The sequence below is a fragment of the Gardnerella sp. DNF01141 genome (genome assembly GCF_049244255.1).
Taxonomy (GTDB): Bacteria; Actinomycetota; Actinomycetes; order Actinomycetales; family Bifidobacteriaceae; genus Bifidobacterium; species Bifidobacterium vaginale_E.
In genome coordinates this window covers 1,512,471-1,534,058 of record NZ_CP058391.1, presented here as the reverse complement: position 1 = coordinate 1,534,058, position 21,588 = coordinate 1,512,471, and the positions used below count along the sequence as shown (strand labels likewise).

Below are 21,588 nucleotides of genomic sequence, written 5' to 3'. Positions count from 1 at the left end.
CGCAAAACGCGCATATTAGCGTAAGACATGCAGATTAAAACAAAGGAGTCTAGGATGAAGCAGCTTTCTATTAAACCAACTATTCATAAGTTCGAGAACGCTCGCGATTTTGCGCAAGAATTCAAGCTCGGCAAAGGTGATTTGGTTATTACAAACCAGTATATTTGGGAGCCTTATTTTGGCGATTTGAATCTTGATTGCAACGTGATTTTCCAAGAAAAATACGGCAAAGGCGAGCCGAGCGATGCAATGGTTGACGCAATTGTTAGCGACATTCACACTACTCCAAAGCGCGTGATTGGAATTGGTGGCGGCACTGTTTTGGATATTTCGAAGGTTTGTGCGTTGAAGCAAACAAGCCCGCTTGAAGACTTGGTTGACGGCAAGATTCCTGCACAAAAAGGCGCGGATCTTATTCTTGTTCCAACTACTTGCGGCACAGGCTCCGAAGTTACGAACGTTGCGGTGTTCTCGCTTACTAAGCGCAATACCAAGAAGGGTTTGGCGAACGATGCTTGCTATGCTACGGACGCTGTTCTTATTCCAGAATTGTTAAAGAGCCTGCCGGATTACGTTTTTGCAACCAGCTCTATTGACGCTCTTACACACTCGATTGAGTCCGCACTTTCTCCTATTGCAACCGAGCTTACAAAAATGTTTAGTTACAAGGCTTGCGGACTTATTTTGCAAAGTTATATGCGAGTTGTTAAAGAAGGCAGCAGCGCAAAAAGCCAAGTTGTAAGCGACTTGGTTTCGGCAAGTCTTTACGCTGGTATTGCGTTTGGTAACGCTGGCTGCGGTTGCGTTCACGCGATGGCTTATCCGCTTGGTGGAACTTTCCACGTGGCTCACGGCGAAACGAATGCAGCTCTTCTTACAAGCGTTTTGCGATACTATGCGAAGCACGACGAAAATAGCGCAGAAAACACTGAACTTTCTGAGCTTTTTGACTTTATGGCAAATATTCTTGAATGCCAGAAAGAAGACGTACTAGACAAGCTTGACGAAGTTCTTAACACGATTCTTCCTAAGCATAAGCTTCACGAGTATGGCATGAGCGAGGATATGATTCAAAGCTGGGCTGCAAGCGTTGTTAAAGAGCAGCAGCGACTTTTGAAGAATTCTTACATGCATATGGACGAATCTGCAATTGCCGAAGTCTACGCGTCTACTTTCTAAAATCGAATCTAACTAAAAAACAGATTCCACTAAAATCAGATTCCCCTAAAAGACGAATCTCACTAAAAAATAATCCCCGCAACCAACAAAAGCTGCGGGGATTTTAATTATCGCGCCTACATTAACGCTTATGCTTCAAGCGTTATTACAGGATGCAAATCAAACATTGTTACAGTGCGCTTCATGCGGCAGGCAATGCTTGTTATAGCAATCGCAATAACGCCGAAAAGAACAAGCATTCCAATGCCAGAGACTATTTCACCACTGTTCTTTCCAGACATTGCTTGACGCAACCCCATAATTGAGTACGTCATTGGCAAGTAAGGGTGAACAGCTCTAAAGAATGCCGGCGTCATTTGTACTGGGAACGTTCCTGCAGAGCTTGTGATTTGCAACATAAGTAGCACAATCGCAACTATTCGCCCTGGTATGCGGAACACCACCATAATCATTTGCATTATAGCCATAAAGACTATTGACGCTATAATCCCCAGCGCGTAGAATGCACCAACATTATCGATTTGCAACTTCAACGCTCCTTGAACAACGCCCATAAGAATAATCGCTTGCACAACGCCCATAAGCACAAACGGCGTCAAGCTAATAAGCGCGCTTTTAAGCGGATTCATGCCGTTTAGTATCGCTCGCCTATCCATAACTCTCAAAACGAATGTTGCCATAAGAGCACCAACCCAAAGGGCGATGGAAATAAAGTAAGGAGCAAAACCAGTTCCATAGTTTTCAACGTGCGAATACTCGTGCTCCTCCAAGGAAACTGGTGCGCTCATCATCTTACTTTTTTGAACAATACCGTTTACTTTTCCAGACTTTTGAGCATCTTTAAGCCCGTCATGCAATTTCTTAGCACCATCAACAAGCTTTGGAGTGTTATCAGATAGCTTCTTAACACCGGAATTAAGCTGATTAGAACCGTTCACTATTTTTGAAGAACCTTGTGCAGCTTCATTCACGCCACTATTTAGCTTCTCACTACCGTTACTTACTTGAGCCAAACCGTCAGCAAGCTTGTTTGTGCCAGCAACTAACTTATTCGAACCAACATTAACTTTCTCCATGCCTTGCATAAGAGCGTCAGCACCGCCCTTTATTTGCAAGCTTCCTGCAGAAAGCTTGTCTGCTCCAGCGCTTAAAGCAGAAAGATTTGTTTCTAGAAGATTAGAATTTTCACCTAATCCTTCTGCCAAACTTTGCAAATTAGCAAGCACGTCTTCCTTTGTTACTGCTGGGTTTTGCGCTTGCATAAGAAGACCAGTAATTTGTGCTTTTGTTTCAGCGTTTCCAGCTTTAACATGTTCTTCTAATTCGTTGCTAGAAGCTGCAAGCTTTTGAGCTCCTTCATAGAATTCGTCTGTTGCAGCCGATAGCCTTTGCGTTCCTTCGCTTAACTGTTGGGCTCCGTTTGCTAAATCTTGCGTTTTTTGTGCAAGATATTGAGCTCCTTCTTTGCTACGAGCATTGGCTTCAGTTAGCGTATTCGCGCCTTTTTGAAGCTCCCCTAATCCGCCTTGAAGTTTTTGCAAAGATTGCGAAAGTTTATTCGACCCATCTGCAAGCTTATTGATTCCGCCTTGCAAAGACTTTGAACCTTCATGCAATGCTCCAGCACCGTTTGCAGCAGCACCAAGAGAATCCGAAGCCGAGTTGACTTTTGCAAACATGTGCTCCCAATACTCTTGAGCAATCGCCTCGCTAATCTCAGTACGCATAGTGCGGAAAGCAGTTTTACCAATTTGCGAAGCCAGCATATTGCTTGCTTGATCATACTTTACGTGAAGCTTTGCTTTAGTAGGAGTATCGTATTGCGCGGAAGCAATGCACTTACTGAAAGAAGCTGGAATAGTTGCCACCATAAAATAATTGCCATTTTTAAGACCCTTATTCGCTTCGGCACTATTTACAAAATTCCATTGGAAACCTTCACTACCGTCTTTTTGATTCTTTAAACGAGTTTTGATTTCGTTTCCAATGTTTCGCATTTTGCCGTTAATCATAGCGCCATTGTCTTCAACAACAACAGCCACAGGCACAGTATCCAAAGTCTTATAAGGATTTGTAAATGCCCATAAGTAAAGCGATCCGTATAAAAGTGGAATCAAAGCTACGGCTCCAATAACAAGCTTTCGAGCTTTTCCTTTCATCATGTTGTTAAGCTCACGAAATGCAAGAGCAATAGTATTAACGCGCATTATTTTCACCACCATTTGCTTCACGTTCACCAAGCTGAGAATCAGTATGAGAATTTTCTGTTTTCTCATTATTTGGCATAAGTCTTAATACTTGATCCGCTTGCTTTTCTAACTCACTTTGCAAAACTCCAACAAGGCAGGAGCAGTAGTTTTTGCTAACGTATTCGCGAATATCGGAAAGTAAGCATTCGCTTTGCTCACTAGTAAGCTCCGTTTCAATTCCATCAACAAATAGCAACCACGGCTTTTTTAGCAAAGCCAACGCAATTGCCAAGCGCATGCGCTCGCACGGAGTCAACTCTCCTATTGCTGTTTTGTGAGGAGAAAATACTTTCCACTGCGCAAGAAGATTGTACGCGTATTGGCGCAATGCTTCGCGATTTTTTACATCATTTTTATACTGTTCGCGAAATAGTGGCGAAGATGATGCGAGTTTTAGCTCACTCATCAAAACTTCTTCTATTGTTTGCGTTTTGTAGAATTCGTTAATTCCGTTGAATAATCCCAATCCCACGTATTGACGAGATTCTTTAAAATCGCTAGGAAGAGTTGCGTCCGCAATAGTAAGAGTTCCGTTCGTAAATTTCATATAACCAGACAGTGCAAGTAGCAAAGCTGATTTTCCAGAGCCGTGTTCGCCTGATATTGCAACGATTTGATGAGCTTCTACTTTTAATGACACATCCCAAAATGGTGTTCTTCTAAATCTTTGTAAACCTAATTCTTTAGCTTCTAAAAGCGTTTTACTATCTTTCATAATTTGTATGTTTGACGCTTGCAATTAAGATATGGCGTAGTATCTTTTTTGCTTAGAGCGCCAGGCATTCCTCCTTACTCTAAATACTCTAAATAACTTATTTGCAGTTTTCAGTTTTCAGTTTTTAGTTTTCAGTTTTTTGTTTATTGTTTATTTTTGGATTTTCGCAATTAGCAAAACAATTTTTAATTTTCACATTGCTTTATCGCTATTTTTCAGCGGTAAACTCACGTTGCAATGCTGCAATAAAACGGTGCAAAACCGAACATTTGGTGATTTATCAATTCTTCACCACTAATCACTTAGAATACTCTTTTGTGCAAACAATTGTTGAGTTACACTAATTTTTTTATTTAATTGTTTATACTTTATATTTATTTAAGAAACAAGTTGTAAACACTTCCATGCTATATTGTCTTTAATTACTAAATGTAAGAAATACATATGTAAGAATACGTATGCAAAAATACAGACGTAGGCAATACGAAATAAAACGTATTGCTTCAAACAATATATTAAATTCAAGCATTTAAAGGGGTGAACGGCATGCTAAGTTTGCAAATTTTAAATATTATATTTAATCCGGTTATTGTGTCGGTTGTAGTGCTATGCGCACTTAGTCTTGCAAAACTTAATGTTTTGCTATCAATGATAGTAGCTTGCGTTGCAGGTGGCATTGCCGGTCATCTTCCGCTTTTTGGAGATGGAAATCACACGATTATGGCGTTGCTTTGCGACGGTTTCTCCACCAATGCGCAAACTGCGCTCGCCTACATTTTGCTTGGTACTTTTGCGGAAGCAATTACAGCAACCGGTTTGGCTCAAATTATTTCTAAAAAAATTAGCAAAATTATTGGCATGAAAAAGTACGCTCTACTTGCAGTACTAACTCTAATTGCGTGCATGTCTCAAAATATTGTGCCAGTTCACATTGCTTACATTCCTATTCTTATTCCGCCGATTTTACGAATTATGAACGAACTTAAGATTGACCGCCGAGCAGCTGCATGCTGTACTGCTTTTGGTCTTGAAGTTCCGTACATTGCCATTCCGTTTGGATTTGGCTTAATTTTCCAAACTGTTATTGCTACGAATCTTTCTAAAAACGGTATGAAGGTTAGCGTTGCAGACGTTAGCGCCGTGAACTGGTATTTAGGCGCTGCAATGCTCGCAGCACTACTGTTTGCAGTTTTTGTTCTATACAGAAAGCCTCGCGAATATGAAACTACTGAGGCAGATACTAAAGCCGCAGACGCTGTTGTTAGACCTCTTAACAAACGCCACTACGTAACCATTCTTGCAATTATTGTTGTTGTAGTAGTGCAAGTTATTAGTAAGGATCTTTCGCTTTCTTCTCTTGCAGGTCTTGCAACTATGATTATTTTTGGAGCAGTTGCATGGAAGGATATTGATAAGCAGCTTGCCGGCGGTGTAAAACTCATGGGTCTTATTGCTTTCGTTATGCTTATTGCTGGCGGCTACGCTAACGTTATTCAAGCAACAGGCGGAGTTGAGGAGCTTGTGCACTTGGGTGTTGCAGCTATGGGACAGAACAAAATTATTGCCGCGTTTGTGATTACGATTATTGGTTTGCTTGTTACTATGGGCATTGGCACTTCCTTTGGCACAGTTCCTATTCTTGCGGTTTTGTTCGTGCCTCTTTGCCAGAGCATTGGTTTTAGCACTCCTGCAACGATTCTTCTTATGTCTTCTGCTGCAGCTCTTGGAGACGCAGGCTCCCCTGCTTCCGACACCACGCTCGGGCCTACTGCCGGCTTAAACGCGGACGGTCAACACAGTCATATTTGGGATACTTGCGTTCCAACATTCCTTATTTTCAATATTCCGCTTATGGCTGCCGGCATTGTAATATCACAGTTTATTTAGCAGATTATTTCCGAGAACACGGCAAGTAAAAACGCAACTAGCAAATAATTGCAACTAGCGAATAACGCAAGTAACCAATAAACGCCAGTAGAGTTGAAATAAACTCCCTGGCGTTTGTTTTTAACCAATCAACCAATCAACCCAAAGTGGTCGATTGCAAAGTGGCCAATCGCTGCAAATTTACAACGATTGGCCACTTGAGCCACACATAGACACTCGCGCAGTACGCAATCTGCATAAGTGCCCCAAAAATAGGCAAAATCAGATACTCGCGCAGAAACCATACTGCACCAATGTCCCAAAATAGCCAAACAGAGACCCTAACGCAGAAACACGCAAATCTACCGGACATTTGTCAATCGAAACGAAAGCATACCTCACTTGCGTTGAAAGCACAAAGAACAACGCTTAGGCACGCAACAAAAATCACACGACATCGGTAATTCTCTAGACAGAAGGTACTACTTAATTTTAAAGTTCTTGACTATTTCGTCTATCTCGCTACTATCCTGGCCTTTCGCAACAGCAAACGGGCGTTCAACATTGTGCGCTACAATTCTGAATGGCATCAAATGTTTGTTTTTATTACGCAAAATATTAACTTGCTCAATTGGCGATTCACCTATCATCCTATTGCCCTTTTCCTCATTAAAATCTCCATCACCACCAAAATACTTACGGCCATTGGGCATATAAATAGCATCTATATATAAATCAAACTTATTGGGATCAGTCTTCGACGGAACAACTACCTCGGTAAATGTATCATAATCTTGCAGTTCAGTGCTATGAAAACCGGCGCCTATACCAACCACACCGCCCGGAGTAACTTGAACTCTAGCAAATCCTTGCTTATACAGCATATACCACGCAACACTGATTAAACTATCGCGATGTGCCGATTCGCTCAAAGTCACCGGATTACCATCTTTATCAACATAAACTGAACTGCCATCCTGTCGCAGTACATTCTGGCGAGTACCAATTAACACTAATCCTGAATTTCTTGGATTCTTTTCATCATCACACAAAGCATCGTAACCCATAAAGTTACTATCCTGGACCTGTTTCAAAAATATTAGTTGGCTATTAGAAACTAACATATTTTTACTATCGTCAAAAAAGTTTTCCCCTCTATCATAGCTCAAGTCAGGATCAACTACTTTACAATAGCTTTTATATAACTTATCCATACTATCTTCATCGATGTCGTTATTTACCACATCATTTTTCAAGATTGGGCCAAGCTGACCCTTCTCAGCGCTAGATTCTACTACAATTTGACTGGCACTCAGATAGTCTTCCGACATATTAAGATCACGTTCAAAACCATTCTCATCGAACTTATCTTTATCGGTTACAGGATTGTAAGCGTGCAACCCATTACCTTCTAGCTCTTTGCGAGACCATACGGCATAATCCCCCAAAACACCGTCTTTATCGCGCCCCTGAAATAACCAACTAACTCTAGTCGCCACACCACCGATAAACTCACGCGGCCCCTTAAACACAGTAAATACAACTAATAGCACAGCACACACAACACCAGCTGCAATCAAGCCATTAATCAATTCCTGCCGTTTTTGCAATTGCTTCTTGTTTTGCGGATTGTTCTGCACAAAATTGTAACTGTTCGCGTTAATTGCATTATATGGAACGTACTGTTTTACATTATTATCGGAATATGCCCCTGCACCATTCGAATTTACATTAGTGTTGTTTTGGGTTGGCTGATTCTGACTACTAGAGTAATAGTTATTTTGATTATTTGAATCATAGTTACTCTGGTCGTTCGAGCCATTCTGATTAAACTGTTCCATCTCTACCTTTTCTCTAAATCTATACAATCTAAATTACACATAATCATTAAATAAAAACAGATTATGCATAAAATTTATTCTGCAAAATTTTAAAGCAAAGAAAACACTGCAAGTAACAACGCAATTCCTTAAAATGTAGCGAAAAAGCAGGTCGCATTGCAGAAAAGTGGCCAATCGCTGCAAATTTACAACGATTGGGAACTATCGCACGTCTCCCAATGATTTAGAAAAGCCAGCAATCACTTCAAGTATTTCAATGCAAAATTCTATTCAACCAATTTCAACAACGCATCCAAACTTAGTAACACACTGCTAAAATCAATGTCTTTAGCATAAGAATATTTACGCTGATATGACAACCACAATAAAGAAAGTCTTTCATCACAAGCAATACTTTCATAAATAGATTTAAGATTATCTATAATATTTTCAGTTTTACGATTTTCACAAGTTGCATGAAAAGCACGCTTAAGAATCTCCCTATCAACCTCTTTCTTATGTGAAACAAGCAGCACGTGAACATCATAAAAATCTCTCATACGCGTATTAAGAATTCCGCGCGATAAAATGGTTTGTAGCTTTTCCGCAAACACTGTTTCAATATTGTAAGAAAGAATAGAAATAGAACGGTCTTCCAACATCAGCTTATAGTCATACTCAATTGCGCGTGGTGTAATAGTAGCTCCAGTAGAAACATCAATTTTTATTGGCGTTATCATTCTTCCAATACGCGAATCAAGCGCAAAACGAATACCTGGATATTCCATATCATCCATAATCTTCATTACGCTTTTAATAGTAAAATCAACTCCATCGTCTATGTCTATACGAGATATATCCTCAATCATTTTTTTCGTATTCTCAAGAGACAAATCATAATTTTGAATAGTCGTATCTATATCCATAGTGGATCGCATAGAAATACCAAGCAAAGACGTTACTAGAACACCGCCTTTTACAATAAAATTGTTGCGATATTTTGAAACTGACACACGCTCTAAGTAGCGTTCCATCATGTAAAGACGCATTAGCACGCGAGGATCTGCGCTATTTTGTTCTGCGAGGTTTTTGATTCTACCTCTTATTTGTGCATCCGTTAAACCCACTTATAGTAACACCTCAAAATACTTGCGAACAACATTGTTTACTCTAAAAAGTTTCGCATATTCCATCAACAAATTGAGATCTTTGTCTGGTCTAGCAATATAAGATTTTAAGATTGTATTAAATTCTTGAATCTCAATTAAATTTCTGCTTCTAAACGCGTCACAAACAGTTCTTTCAAGATTATACATTGGCACTTTATTACCGAGATTATCCGTGACTAAAATCTTTCCAACTTCAAGCAATTCCTTTTTTACGCTATAAACTTTCACATTGCACGACGCTTTCAGTCGGTGAGCATTAAAACCACTGTAAACAGTAATAGTGTGAGTAATTGGCTCCATATCAACCAATCCATGATAAAAGAAAGCTTCGTCGTGAGAAAAAACAGCGGACGGCGAACGCTTATGAATAAGAAGCAACTCATCTACCCAGGAGTATTTAGACGCGTATATTCCACCGCTTAACTGTTCTAGTTCATTATCTTTAACGAATTTATAAAACTTATATTTTGACAGTCCGCAAGATTTTGCTTCTTTTAAAGTAAGCATATTGCTGCTATTAGCATTTAATAATGTAGCGATAACACTCACCGTCCTTTCGTGCATATATTGTAACTTATATTAGCACGATTGGATGAATTATATAAATTTCATTATCCCATTACCATCACGATTACTATCACGATTACTATCAAGATTTACGCTAATAGAATTCTGTGATTACCACACAGCAATACTTTATGACATGTTTACGCTGATTTCATATGTAGCATCAGCATAAACGTATCAAATACGCAAACAAATCTCAAAGTAACTAAACACAAATCAGCCAATAGAAGACTTCAAAGTTCCCAAACTCCAAAGTACCCAAACCCCAAAAACTATACAATCGCTGCAAATTTGCACTTAATGGCTACTAGAATTACAAAAATCGAAACTATAAAGGCAATAATCTAAAGAAATAATCATATAATATCTTTAGATTACATTAGACTGATTTAATAATTTATTTATGCACATAAAACAAAACTAGATAAGATAATTCAAAAAAAATAATAAAAATAGACAACCCCACCAAAGCAATAAAATAACAATCATCTCAAAGGACACGCACTATGCCAACTATTAAATCAAGCACAGATTTACGCAATAACTACAACGAAATATCAACATTCTGCCACGAAACAAAAGAACCAGTTTTCATTACAAAAAACGGTCGCGGAGACTTAGCCGTAATGAGCATCGACTTATTCAACAAGTTCATAAGCAAATATGAACTATACAGGTCACTATCTCAAAGCGAGGCTGATTTTAACAACAATCGCACATTATCTTTTGAAGAATCAATGCGAAACTTAAGAGAAGAACTCAACAATGGCGCAAAATAACCAAAAATCAGACAATCGCTGCAAATGCCTAAACCAACAAAGTAGCCAACTACTGCAAATTCGCACTTAATGGCTACTAACACTGGCTCAGAATCTATTGCACTAAATTGCACAGCGCATTGCAACAATCCACACCACAGCCTCACATAGACACAGTGTAAAGCGAGTAGAAGTAAGCTTTCTGATTCATAAGATCCTCAAAGCTTCCGCGCTCAATAAGCTCGCCGCTTTTCATCACAAGAATCTCATCATATTGCTTAAGCGAATTAGCATCCAAGCGGTGAGTTACCACGAGTCGAAGAATTCCTTGCAAATCCAAGATAGATTGCGTTACATTCGCGCTCGTCTCGTTATCTAACGCGCTCGTTGCCTCATCAACCAGCAGAATCTCGGACTTTTTTAGCAAGCTTCGCGCAATAGCAATACGCTGCTTTTCGCCGCCAGAAAGATGACCGCCGTTCTCGCCGCACTGATAATCCTTGCCTTTAGCAGCAATCAAATCATCCAAACCAGCCAGGTGAATCACGCAATCCACTTCCGCATTCGGGAACGGCTTAAAAAGCGTAATATTATCTAAAATCGAAGCATCAAACATAAACACAGACTGCTGCATAAGAGTAGTCTTATCGTAAAGAGAACTCTTGCTCACATTGCTAAGCTCGTGATTATCCAACTTCACACTACCTTCATAATCCTTGTAGTAGCCCATAAGCAGATTGATTAAACTACTCTTACCAGCTCCAGAAGGTCCTACTATTGCATAAGATTTTCCAGCTTGCAAAGTTAGATTTACATTTTTCAATACTTTATGATCCGCGTCATAAGCGTACGAAACATCGCGCAAAACAACGCTTTTAATAGAATCGTCAATGATCTCGCCAGAATCTTCCTTAGCGTTACTCATATAATCAGCCATCTTGCTAATAAGCTTCTTAGCGCCCTTCATCTCGCCAAGCATTTGCGGAAGAGTTGCAATAGGCTGAAGCACGCCATTCATCAAATTAGTGAAAGCTAACACCATTCCAGCAGTAATAACACCAATATGAGCGTTAACCATCCAAGCACCAATAAGCATCACGCCAAGCTGAGTTCCAAGACTTGAAATAGTACCAAGAGCAGAAACAGTAGTCATCGTTTTTTCGCGAAGATTCTTCGTATGCTCAAGCTCCATCGACTGATTCTGATAACGGTTAATAACCTCCTGCTCCGCCTTAAAACTCTTAATAACCGAAACGCCGTTCAAAACATCCTTCGTTAAGGCTGTATAAGACTCGTTAGACTTAGAAACCTGCTCCTCGCGAGTGGCAATTCCGTTAGCTGTAAGAATCGAGCACGCCATTGGAAGCACAGAAATAATAAGAGCAATAACAGTGAGCAATGGACTATAATAAATCATAAGAGCCAGCGAACTTACAAGCATAAGAACGTCTTGAACAAAGTCAAAAATCTTCTTCAAATACTTTTCTTGAATACGCTCGCAATCATTAGTAAGAACAGAAAGATACGTGCCGGAATTCGCAAGCGAAAAATCACTATAACTCTTTTTTAAAAGCTTCTTAATAACAGACTCTTTATACTGATTCATTGCTTTTTCAAGAAAGCGAGGATACGCACTGCGCTTCAACGCGAAAATCAGGGAGATTGAAAGCATAAATGAAACGACAAGCAGCAAAATAGTAGTTAAAGAGAAGGATCCTTTGCCTGCCATATAGTCGAAAATAATTTGCAAAATCCAAGAAATAGCAGTGTAAATCATAGACAAGGCAATAAAAACTATCATCGAAAGAAAAGCTACAAGTTTGTTTTCCTTGAAAAATAGTTTTACGTAATTTTTTACGTCTGGATGTAGTTTGGATGATTGCTGATTCGCGGGCGATTGCTGATTTGCTGTATTGTCAGTTTTGTTCATTCTCGCTACCTCTCACTTCCTTTATATCTATTTGCTATTCTTGCTATTTTTACTATTTTTCGCTAATAGCATTTTCGCAGCTAGCATTTTCGTTTCCATTTTGCCGATTCGCTCGCTACAAAGCATTGAAAGCTACACTATCATACTTATCCTGATTGGTCATGCTTATCTGCTTGATAACACCTATAAATGCTTAAACACACTTATACGTAATGCTTGCTAGAAATAATAAGCATAGAGTTAAAAAAAAAATCAAATCAAATACGCAACACCGCTTCAATACAAAGCTCAAGCGCATACGCTTTAGAATCCCCGCCCCAATTGCGCTCATCATAATTTTCAACATCGTGCAAAGTATCTGCAGTGTAAAGGATCTCACCCCAAACAATCTCACGCATTTGTGCACACGCCGCTAAAGCAGAACACTCCATTTCAACAACCGCGCATCCCTCCTGCTTACGACTGGAAACTTTCCCCTTAGTTTCACGGAAGAACCCATCCGTAGTCCACGTTTTAACTTCATGATAAGGCAAATTATGCGCTTGCAAAGTTTGCAAAATAGCACGTCTCGAGCGCTCTGAAACATCAACATAACGACTTGGAGGCAAATAATGATAAGAAGTCCCCTCATCCCTTAAAGCTTTATACGGAACCAGAAAAACATTTTCCGCATAATCAACTAGCGACCCACAAGAACCAGCACTAACAACTTCCCTAACGCCGTAAGAAATCAACCAATCTAAGATCTGAACAGCAGCAGGAGCGCCAACTGGAGCCTGTACTAAGCAGATTTTTTGCGTTTCTTCTTCTACTTCACTGCTTGCATCTTCCTTTACTTTTTTCTCTACTTTCTCTTCCAAAACATATATTGGATATACTTTAGTTGCAGATTCAAAATTTGCTACAATCGTAGCTTTCCTGCTTAAAGCATACTGATCGATTTCATCGCCTAAGAAAGCAAAAACCGCTTTAGATGGAAGCTTAACAGAAATATTATCGTGATTTGGCATAATAACCGCACTTTTATCGGAATCATACTCTAAAATCGGCAAATCATATTCTGCCATACAATCAGCTCCTTCATAAGATCAGCTCCATCCTACAAGTAACTCAATCCTATACACAAATACACGCATTAGTACACGAAAATCACAAAGTAGCCAATCGAAATGAAGATTTTTGCTGTTTGCGGCAATTTTCTTCACTGGGCACATATGCAAACCAACAGACAGCCAATCACAAAGTGGCCAATCGATGCAAATTTACAACGATTGGCCACTTCATACACTACCCAGCTCAATATTCCATCTAACTCAATATGCTGTCAATATTCTTCTTATCGTTTAAATCATCCTCGCTAAGAAAATCCATCTGCTTTATTCCGCTTAAGTTTGCAATAAGCGAAACTGGGAATGTAACAATATTTTGATTAAGCGTGCTGATATTACTATTGACGATTCTTTTTGCCGCCGCAAGCTGCTCATTTTCGTCGTTTATTTCTTCCTGCAAGTTCAAAAATTGTTCAGAAGACTTTAATTCCGGATAAGCTTCCGCCAAAGCAAAAATCTTCCCTATTGCATGATTCTGATTTTTGATTACCGAACTAGAATCCGCTGAACCCAATCCCTCTCTTAAACTAACCAAATCCACTAATGTTGTTTTTTCATACTTTGCAAACGACTGCGCAACTTTAAGCATTTGGCAAATCGTATCGTATCTTTTGGCGAGCGCAATATCAACGTTTTTCTGCGACTCTTCTATAATCACCCTATATTTTCTTAGCCTATTTAACGTGCCAATAAACCAGGCAATAAGCACTACAAGCACTATTGCAACACAAATTAGCACAGTGTTCTTATCCATAAAGTCACCCATAATGTCTCCTTTAGTTCTAGTATTTTCTAATTTTTCAATTCGCTAGTATTGCAATTTACTAGTTTCTACTTTTGTAATTTCTACTTTTGCAATTTTTACTTTTGTAATTTCTCTCTAATTAAGTTAATTATTTCGTAATACTCAGCCAAAACATCTCTAAATCTTTCATATTCTCTTATTAAAGATAAGTTTTCTACTCCAGATTCTCCTGGAGCACCGAATAAATACCAACCAGAGTCAAAAGCCGCAATAATATGCTCACCATCTAGGTATAAGCAAACTCGCATTCTTTTTTGCAAATTATTCAATATTTCTATAAAACTTGGATCTAATACCAGTTTTGTATAAAAATCGTCTGTAGAGAAGATTGAATACGAGTTATTAAAGTCAATGGATTCTGTTTGAACTTCGCTCTCCTCTTTTGTTTTTCTACCATAGTATCCATTTAGTTTTTGCCCCATAAAGCTCTTTCCAGTAACGGGGACGATTCTAATGTGGCCATTTATGTTGGTTTTTGAGTTTATTAATAAGACTTGCCCAATAAAATCCGTTTTTTTAACACTTTTTCCACTTTCGCTTCTAGAAAAGTGGATTGCTTGCATATTTGAAAATTCAGTTTTAAATTCATCGCCAAAAATTATGTGTTTACTTGAATAATACCTACTAGATATTGGCAGAAGATTATTAAAAATACTACTGTCCATTCCTTCGGAATTGTTTAATACTGTTCCAGGCAGAATCGCATTCAAAATCGGCGTTAAAACATTATCCGAATATAGGGCATCTACATCAACCTTATTATTTACAAAAAACTTACCTGCAAAGCAAACAACAAAAACAACTACTATTAGCAAATAATATTTGTAACGAGAGTAATCAATATTTGGAAAATAGTTATACAAAGCGCCTAAAACCATTACTACCGGTATTAATGGAATTAGACGAACTGGATCAAAAGAATTATTTTTTACGCCTTCTTTTAAAGCGCTTAATTTTCCTTGTATTTGGGGAGATTGTTCTATTCGCGCGAGTCTGTTTAAAACTTCTGGATTTGTAAATACGCTACCATATTTTACATTCATGTCATCTCCCTTTTATAAAACCGCAGCAATCAATTTCTGAAAACTCAATAAAACCAGCTGACTTATAAAAAGCAATAGTTTTTTCAGTGCAATCCGTAGTCAACTGAATTTGACGAACGTTAGGATAATAATCCACAATCGCTTTTAACAAAGCAGACCCTATCCCCTGCCTTTGGTACTCAGGCAAAACGAGAATATCCTGAATAAAAAACAACCGTGTACCCGTCACCAACAGCCCTAATAATGCCAACTAGCTCATCATTTTTATAAGCAGCTAAAACCTTGAGCGAATTATTAAAACCATTTTCCAAAGCAACTAAATCATCTGTGTACGCAGACCAACCAACGGAATCATACAGCCTTGGAATATCTTTGCTATTATACTTTTTGTACTCTTTTATTTGCACGTCTGTTAAATTCATTTACAACAACGCCTCCGAATACTGTGAAATCAACGTTGAAACCCTAAATTTTCTAGCGTAATAACTCAGTATATCAAGTCTCCTATCTCTTTAACATAGGACTTTAATGCGCCAACTGCACCAGTGTCCAAAAACAGGCAAAATCAGACACTCGCGCAGAAAAAGGAGTACATATCAAAGTTTGACAAACACAAATCAAGTTTGACAAACACAAATCCATTCGCTATAGTCTTCACTTATCACCATTTCGACGAGTAAAGGAGTGCACATGTATCATACAAATATGATGACAAATTGTTGTTGTAACGTATGCTGTTGCGCATTTCTTAATCGAAATGATGTTTGCAAACACTAAGTATGCATCATCTAGCCTGTGTTAAAAGCATTTACATTAAAACACAGCAAATTACGATTCAAGAAACAGCGCGCTGTTTCTTTTTTTATGCCAAAATTCGAATATAAAATCTTAAAAAGATAACAATCTAATACGGATTAGATATTAAACAGATAAATGGCATCTTCAGAAACAACTAATAAAACGGTAGTCGCTTTACTAATAAAAATTGTTTTTAAAAATTAAAAACAAATCAAATTAAACAAAACAAAAAAACAAGTAAAACAAACAAGTAAGGGGAAATATTATGTCTAACATCTACAAGTCCGTGCAAGAACTCGTAGGCCACACTCCACTTCTGGAGCTTACTCACATTGAAAAAGAGTACAATCTAGCAGCAAAAATACTTGTAAAACTCGAATACTTCAACCCAGCAGGCTCCGTAAAAGACCGCATTGCAAAACAGATGATCGAAGAAGCAGAAAACGCAGGCACGCTTAAACCAGGCTCAGTAATTGTTGAGCCAACTTCTGGAAATACTGGCATCGGTCTTTCAATGATTGCTCAAACAAAAGGATACAAAAGCATTATTGTTATGCCAGAAAGCATGTCTATTGAACGCCGAAAACTTATGAAAGCATACGGCTCCGAACTCGTGCTCACACCAGCTAAAGATGGAATGAAAGGCGCAATTGCCAAAGCAAAGGAAATCGTTGAAAACACGCCAAACGCGTGGACTCCAGGACAGTTTACTAATCAAGCAAACGTGCACGCGCACTACAAAACAACCGGTCCAGAAATTTGGCAAGACACTGACGGAAACGTGGATATTCTCATTGCTGGCGTTGGAACAGGCGGCACAATCACCGGTACTGGCACTTATTTAAAGGAACAAAATCCGCATCTGGAAGTAATCGCAGTAGAACCAGCCGACTCCCCTGTGCTCGCAGGCGGCAAGCCAGGAGCACACAAGATTCAAGGAATCGGCGCAGGATTCGTGCCGGACGTCCTCAACCAAAACATTTATGATCGCATTGTTCACGTAACGAATGAAGACGCAATCGAAAACGGCAAGCTTATAAGCAAAAAAGAAGGCGTCCTCGTAGGTATTTCTTCCGGAGCAGCAGTTTGGACAGCAATTCAAGAAGCAAAAAGAGAAGAAAACGCTGGCAAAACCATCGTTGCAATACTTCCAGATTCCGGAGATCGCTACTTGTCAACGCCTTTGTTTGCAGAATAATGCTATGCAATAATGATAATAATAAATGATGTTTTGAAAGTGCGTTTTTAGTAGATTTACAAGCGCACTTTCGAACACTCGAATAAAACAAGCAAGAGAATAATAGGAGAAATGTATGAGTGATCGCCTTGACCTTATAAATCAACTCAACTCAATTCACGATTCAGACATAAGGCAAGCTACATTCATACCTAATTACCGCAATATTATTGCACTCATACATGCGACTCAGTCTCTACTTTTGCCTGAGTTGCATGTGCGCAATTTAAGCAACGATACTACGCAACTCAATATTAGTTTGAATACTGTTACTTCAAACGCTTTGGACACTATAGAACGCATTATATTCCACGAACTTCAATCCTACACAAACGACGCAGTTAAAATTCGAGAAACTTGCAATCAATTTATAAATACTCTTCCTACAATTAAAAAGTTACTTTTAACAGATATTCAAGCCATGTATGAAGGCGATCCTGCTTGCACAAGCAAAGTAGAAGTCACACTCGCATACCCAGGTTTTTATGCAATGCTTATTCACCGCACAGCTCACGCACTCTACGAACTTAACGTACCGCTAATTCCTAGACTTATGAGCGAATATGCACACAGAAAAACTGGAATTGACATTCATCCAGGAGCAAAAATTGGCGCATATTTTTGCATTGATCACGGAACTGGCATTGTAATCGGCGAAACAACTGTAATCGGCGAGCATGTTAAGCTTTACCAAGGCGTAACGCTGGGTGCAAAAAGTTTTGCGCTAGACGAGGATGGGAATCCTGTAAAAGGCGGAAAGCGGCATCCAAATATTGGAAATAATGTTGTAATTTACGCGAACGCAACAATCTTAGGCGGAGAAACCACAATAGGAAGCGGAAGTATAATCGCAGCAAACGCGTGGATAAACCGCAGCATTCCTGCAAACACAACCTACCACTTCCCTAAAGCATAATACGCTATAATGCTCTGTCTTTTATAAAACCGCAGCACTCGATTTCTGATAACTCAATAAAACCAGCAGATTTATAAAAAGCAATAGTTTTTTCAGTACAATCCGTGGTTAATTGAATTTGACGAACATTAGGATAACAATCCACAATCGCCTTTAACAAAGCAGAGCCTATTCCCTGCCTTTGATACTCTGGCAAAACAAGAATATCCTGAATAAGAACAACAGTGTATCCATCGCCAACAGCTCTAGCAATTCCAACCAGCTCGTCATTTTTATACGCAGCTAAAACCTTGAGCGAATTGTTAAAGCCATTTTCTAAAGCAACTAAATCATCTGTATACGAAGACCAACCAACAGAATCATATAGTCTTAAAATATCTTCGCCATTATATTTTTCGTACTCTTTTATTTGAACATCTGCTAGATTCATTTACAATAACACCTCGCAAAACATAGCAAAAGTGCGCGATCTAAAACGTAAGAACGTAAGAACGCGCACTAATAATAATACTTAATAACAGATGCAACCGCTACAACAGCTACAACAGCTACTTTTTAAGTTGCACTGGTTCGTGGTCTTTGCCCATCTTAAACTTAAGACCCGCACGCTGCCACATGCGATATTCGCCAACTGCCGTAAAGAGAACATCTGTGGAAGAGTTAAGTGCAGTTTCGAAAGAATCCTGCAAAACGCCAATAATAAGGCCAATAGCAACTACTTGCATAGCAATATCATTTGAAATACCAAACGACGAGCATGCAAGAGGTATGAGCAAAAGCGAACCACCTGCTACACCAGATGCGCCTGCAGCGGAAACTGCAGAAAGCGCAGACAAAATCACAGCTGTTGGAATATCAACGTAAATCCCAAGAGTGTGAGCAGCACATAAAGCCATAATCGAAATCGTTATAGCAGCACCACTCATATTAATGGTTGATCCAAGTGGTATAGAAACAGAGTAATTGTCTTTATTAAAACCGAGTTTTTCGCACAAATTCATATTTACAGGAATATTTGCAGCAGAAGAACGCATAAAGAACGCTGTAACTCCAGAATCGCGCAATGTTCTCAATACAAGAGGATACGGATTCTTGCCAGTAAGCACAAAAACAAAAATAGGATTTACAATCAAAGCAACAACAGCCATAGTGCCTACTAACAAGGCAATAACGGAACCGTATTCACTAAAAATACGAAGACCATTGCTTGCCACTGTTGTATAAACAAGACCCATAATGCCAAAAGGTGCTGCGTTAATAATCCAGTGAACAATTTTTCCAATAGCAGACGAAACGTTGTCAAAGAATGCTTTAGTAGAAGGCTCAGCCAAGCGAAGTGCTACACCAAACGCGATTGCCCAGAATAAAATACCAATAAAGTTTCCCTTAGCAAGAGCATCTACAGGGTTTACAACAATATTTAGCACAAGAGAATTAAGAACTTCGCCGATTCCTTGAGGAGACGGCGAAGACGCTGCTGCAACATGAGCAAAAGTGAAGTCAACAGGGAAAATCATGGCTGCACATACAGCTATAAGGCTTGCAATAAACGTAGAAAGTGCATACAACACGATTACAAGCTTCATGTTTCCAACACTTTTTGCTTTTGCAAGCGCACCAATCACAAGGCAAAATACCAAGATAGGCGCAACGGATTTAAGTGCGCTCACAAACAGCTTTCCCATAAGATCTAGCACATAAACGTGAGCTGGCACAAAAATGCCAAGTGCAGCGCCTAGAAAAAGACCAATAACAATACGCAGAATAAGGTCAATGTTATTCCACTTTTGAATAATCTTGTGCATGAGAGTCTCCTGTAATTTGGTTTGTGCAGAATATTTTATACTCTTTTATTTGTATTCATACTCGCAAGATTTTTTATTTTTATTTTTTACAGATTATACATAAGTGTGCATATATATGCAAATCATCTAATCTGCGTAGCTCATGTTTGGCAACTGCGGCAAAACAACAAGCAATCCTGCTGTGAAAATCAGCGCAAGTATAGGCAAAAGCTGCCATTGGAACGTAGACGAGAATGCAAATCCAATCCAAGATCCGCTAGTAGCACCAATCGCAAACGCGAGACGCGCCAAACCAGAAAACTTAGCGAGCGCACTTCCTTTAAACAGAATCTGACGCGCAACAATAATCGGCTCTACCAATAACATTCCACCAATCGCTTCAAGTAAGAATGCAAAGCACATCATTGGCAAAAGATTAATAAACATAAGGCAATAAGCAAGCAAGCTCACAATAATACCCAAAATCGCAACTTTTCTTAAACCGAGTTTTTGAGACGAGTGCGCATATAAAACGGACGCGAGCACGCTTCCTACGCCAGTGAAAATATACAGCATTGTTAAAGATTGAGAGCCATATTGCTTACCGATACCGAGCAGGATATAGGAAACGGAGCATGCAGGAATAAAAGCAACCAAAAGAGATCCAGCAAGAAGCATGATTTTACTCTTGAGCGATGGATTCGCAGATTGCTTAGCTGCAGATTTATTGGATGTAGATTTGGAATCAACGTCATTTTCTTGCGATACTTGCGATACTTCTCCTTCTTCACTAATCGCTTGCGATTCATTCTCTACATCTTGCTGCACTTCCTCTTCTTCGCAAGATGCTCGCGATATATCTTGCTTCATAATAAATCGCGTAGCGCAAGCCGCAAAAGAAGTCACGGACGAGAAAACCAAAACCGCAGGAATCGACCAGCTTGCAATCCAAGATCCAAGCGGAGAGCCGAGCAAGGTTCCTGTAACACTCGCCAAAACGCTTACAATGCCACTGTAGTTTACAATCATGCCGTCATCGCCGCCGGCAGCATCAACCTCGAAAACTTCGCTAGCAATATCAATCACTTGACCTGTAATCAACAATGCGCAAGAAAGAGCTACAAGCGACCACTTCCACGCAGAAGAGCCAAACATAAGAAGCGGTAGCAAACTGAGCACGCCTTCTACGCCTTCAGTCATAGCAAGAGCGCGAAAACCGCCAAGCTTATCAACAATCCAACCAGAGCATGGCGAAAGAAAATCGGCAACCGTCATAAAAGTCTTACGAAAACCAATCACCCAAGCCGGCAAGCCCACAATAATAATCGAAGGCAAAACCGATCCTTCATACGCTTGATTGCCGAGCATAGAAAAACAGAAGCCAACCAGCGCCCATCGCAATGCAGGACTAATAGATCTCATACGAATAAAAATATTATTCTTGCTAAAAATTGACTTCACAGCAACCATCTCTCCCACAAAACTCTTGCAAAATAACGCAAACTTGCATAGCTGCTTACATGCAAACTCGCATAACTACCTTCAAATCGATATCCAACTTAAATAATTCATTACAAACTACACAAATCAAATAGCTTATTTGACAAATTTGACAACACTATACTCTTGTTTAAAAAAAGCAA

General features: G+C 39.3%; 17 protein-coding genes and 1 pseudogene. 5 read left to right on the top strand and 13 right to left on the bottom strand.

What is annotated here, in order from left to right:
• Positions 1-54 precede the first annotated feature (54 nt).
• Positions 55-1,179, top strand: coding sequence for a 4-hydroxybutyrate dehydrogenase (locus HXT35_RS06090; protein ID WP_004128308.1), 1,125 nt, complete (start codon positions 55-57; stop codon positions 1,177-1,179).
• Positions 1,180-1,307: 128 nt separating this feature from the next.
• On the opposite strand, the gene HXT35_RS06085 is transcribed toward HXT35_RS06090, so the two are convergent.
• Positions 1,308-3,386, bottom strand: a complete 2,079-nt coding sequence (locus HXT35_RS06085) for a YhgE/Pip domain-containing protein (RefSeq protein ID WP_004128310.1) — start codon at positions 3,384-3,386, stop codon at positions 1,308-1,310.
• Positions 3,376-4,143, bottom strand: a complete 768-nt coding sequence (locus HXT35_RS06080; protein WP_004128311.1) for an ATP-binding cassette domain-containing protein — start codon at positions 4,141-4,143, stop codon at positions 3,376-3,378. Before HXT35_RS06080 ends, HXT35_RS06085 begins: the two co-directional genes overlap by 11 nt.
• A gap of 546 nt (positions 4,144-4,689) precedes the next feature.
• Here HXT35_RS06080 and HXT35_RS06075 point away from each other — a divergent pair.
• Positions 4,690-6,030: a Na+/H+ antiporter NhaC family protein gene (locus HXT35_RS06075; protein WP_004128314.1), complete on the top strand. Its 1,341-nt coding sequence runs from the start codon at positions 4,690-4,692 to the stop codon at positions 6,028-6,030.
• A gap of 461 nt (positions 6,031-6,491) precedes the next feature.
• Here HXT35_RS06075 and HXT35_RS06070 read toward each other — a convergent pair whose 3' ends face one another.
• The 3 genes from HXT35_RS06070 to HXT35_RS06060 all read right to left on the bottom strand — a co-directional run bounded on the left by HXT35_RS06070 (position 6,492) and on the right by HXT35_RS06060 (position 9,505).
• Positions 6,492-7,850, bottom strand: a complete 1,359-nt coding sequence (locus tag HXT35_RS06070) for a hypothetical protein (RefSeq protein WP_004128357.1) — start codon at positions 7,848-7,850, stop codon at positions 6,492-6,494.
• Between the two features lie 266 nt (positions 7,851-8,116).
• Positions 8,117-8,956, bottom strand: a complete 840-nt coding sequence (locus HXT35_RS06065) for a nucleotidyl transferase AbiEii/AbiGii toxin family protein (RefSeq protein WP_415700443.1) — start codon at positions 8,954-8,956, stop codon at positions 8,117-8,119.
• Positions 8,957-9,505 carry a type IV toxin-antitoxin system AbiEi family antitoxin domain-containing protein gene (locus tag HXT35_RS06060; RefSeq protein WP_230455188.1) on the bottom strand — a complete coding sequence of 183 codons (549 nt, stop codon included), beginning with the start codon at positions 9,503-9,505 and terminating at the stop codon, positions 8,957-8,959.
• 566 nt (positions 9,506-10,071) lie between these two features.
• Here HXT35_RS06060 and HXT35_RS06055 point away from each other — a divergent pair.
• Complete coding sequence (locus HXT35_RS06055) at positions 10,072-10,344, top strand: type II toxin-antitoxin system Phd/YefM family antitoxin (protein WP_004128366.1); 273 nt, start codon at positions 10,072-10,074, stop codon at positions 10,342-10,344.
• A 142-nt stretch (positions 10,345-10,486) separates the two neighbouring features.
• On the opposite strand, the gene HXT35_RS06050 is transcribed toward HXT35_RS06055, so the two are convergent.
• The 5 genes and pseudogenes from HXT35_RS06050 to HXT35_RS06030 all read right to left on the bottom strand — a co-directional run bounded on the left by HXT35_RS06050 (position 10,487) and on the right by HXT35_RS06030 (position 15,632).
• A complete protein-coding gene (locus HXT35_RS06050) occupies positions 10,487-12,253 on the bottom strand; it encodes an ABC transporter ATP-binding protein (protein ID WP_004128369.1) in 1,767 nt (588 codons plus the stop codon).
• Positions 12,254-12,510: 257 nt separating this feature from the next.
• Positions 12,511-13,320, bottom strand: coding sequence for a nucleoside phosphorylase (locus HXT35_RS06045; RefSeq protein ID WP_004128371.1), 810 nt, complete (start codon positions 13,318-13,320; stop codon positions 12,511-12,513).
• Positions 13,321-13,561: 241 nt separating this feature from the next.
• Entirely contained in the window at positions 13,562-14,128 is a 567-nt protein-coding gene (locus HXT35_RS06040; protein WP_004128374.1) for a LemA family protein, read from the bottom strand.
• A 95-nt stretch (positions 14,129-14,223) separates the two neighbouring features.
• Positions 14,224-15,210, bottom strand: a complete 987-nt coding sequence (locus tag HXT35_RS06035) for a DUF3137 domain-containing protein (protein ID WP_004128376.1) — start codon at positions 15,208-15,210, stop codon at positions 14,224-14,226.
• A gap of 1 nt (position 15,211) precedes the next feature.
• A pseudogene (locus HXT35_RS06030) lies at positions 15,212-15,632 on the bottom strand (GNAT family N-acetyltransferase).
• 641 nt (positions 15,633-16,273) lie between these two features.
• Here HXT35_RS06030 and cysK point away from each other — a divergent pair.
• Both cysK and epsC read left to right on the top strand, forming a co-directional pair.
• Complete coding sequence (gene cysK, locus HXT35_RS06025) at positions 16,274-17,206, top strand: cysteine synthase A (RefSeq protein WP_004128383.1); 933 nt, start codon at positions 16,274-16,276, stop codon at positions 17,204-17,206.
• 115 nt (positions 17,207-17,321) lie between these two features.
• The gene (gene epsC / locus HXT35_RS06020) at positions 17,322-18,161 is read left to right on the top strand and encodes a serine O-acetyltransferase EpsC (RefSeq protein WP_004128386.1); all 840 of its coding nucleotides are present in this window, start codon (positions 17,322-17,324) and stop codon (positions 18,159-18,161) included.
• Between the two features lie 4 nt (positions 18,162-18,165).
• On the opposite strand, the gene HXT35_RS06015 is transcribed toward epsC, so the two are convergent.
• The 3 genes from HXT35_RS06015 to HXT35_RS06005 form a co-directional block, all read right to left on the bottom strand.
• Positions 18,166-18,591, bottom strand: coding sequence for a GNAT family N-acetyltransferase (locus HXT35_RS06015; protein WP_004128389.1), 426 nt, complete (start codon positions 18,589-18,591; stop codon positions 18,166-18,168).
• Positions 18,592-18,709: 118 nt separating this feature from the next.
• Entirely contained in the window at positions 18,710-19,966 is a 1,257-nt protein-coding gene (gene sstT / locus HXT35_RS06010) for a serine/threonine transporter SstT (RefSeq protein ID WP_004128392.1), read from the bottom strand.
• A gap of 126 nt (positions 19,967-20,092) precedes the next feature.
• Entirely contained in the window at positions 20,093-21,415 is a 1,323-nt protein-coding gene (locus HXT35_RS06005) for an MFS transporter (protein ID WP_004128394.1), read from the bottom strand.
• Positions 21,416-21,588: the final 173 nt, after the last annotated feature.

Coding starts and splice junctions, on each gene's coding strand:
- HXT35_RS06090 (WP_004128308.1), top strand. CDS start 55: ATGAAGCAGCTTTCTATTAAACCAACTATTCATAAGTTCGAGAACGCT.
- HXT35_RS06085 (WP_004128310.1), bottom strand. CDS start 3,386: ATGCGCGTTAATACTATTGCTCTTGCATTTCGTGAGCTTAACAACATG.
- HXT35_RS06080 (WP_004128311.1), bottom strand. CDS start 4,143: ATGAAAGATAGTAAAACGCTTTTAGAAGCTAAAGAATTAGGTTTACAA.
- HXT35_RS06075 (WP_004128314.1), top strand. CDS start 4,690: ATGCTAAGTTTGCAAATTTTAAATATTATATTTAATCCGGTTATTGTG.
- HXT35_RS06070 (WP_004128357.1), bottom strand. CDS start 7,850: ATGGAACAGTTTAATCAGAATGGCTCGAACGACCAGAGTAACTATGAT.
- HXT35_RS06060 (WP_230455188.1), bottom strand. CDS start 9,505: ATGCTTACTTTAAAAGAAGCAAAATCTTGCGGACTGTCAAAATATAAG.
- HXT35_RS06055 (WP_004128366.1), top strand. CDS start 10,072: ATGCCAACTATTAAATCAAGCACAGATTTACGCAATAACTACAACGAA.
- HXT35_RS06050 (WP_004128369.1), bottom strand. CDS start 12,253: ATGAACAAAACTGACAATACAGCAAATCAGCAATCGCCCGCGAATCAG.
- HXT35_RS06045 (WP_004128371.1), bottom strand. CDS start 13,320: ATGGCAGAATATGATTTGCCGATTTTAGAGTATGATTCCGATAAAAGT.
- HXT35_RS06040 (WP_004128374.1), bottom strand. CDS start 14,128: ATGGGTGACTTTATGGATAAGAACACTGTGCTAATTTGTGTTGCAATA.
- HXT35_RS06035 (WP_004128376.1), bottom strand. CDS start 15,210: ATGAATGTAAAATATGGTAGCGTATTTACAAATCCAGAAGTTTTAAAC.
- cysK (WP_004128383.1), top strand. CDS start 16,274: ATGTCTAACATCTACAAGTCCGTGCAAGAACTCGTAGGCCACACTCCA.
- epsC (WP_004128386.1), top strand. CDS start 17,322: ATGAGTGATCGCCTTGACCTTATAAATCAACTCAACTCAATTCACGAT.
- HXT35_RS06015 (WP_004128389.1), bottom strand. CDS start 18,591: ATGAATCTAGCAGATGTTCAAATAAAAGAGTACGAAAAATATAATGGC.
- sstT (WP_004128392.1), bottom strand. CDS start 19,966: ATGCACAAGATTATTCAAAAGTGGAATAACATTGACCTTATTCTGCGT.
- HXT35_RS06005 (WP_004128394.1), bottom strand. CDS start 21,415: ATGGTTGCTGTGAAGTCAATTTTTAGCAAGAATAATATTTTTATTCGT.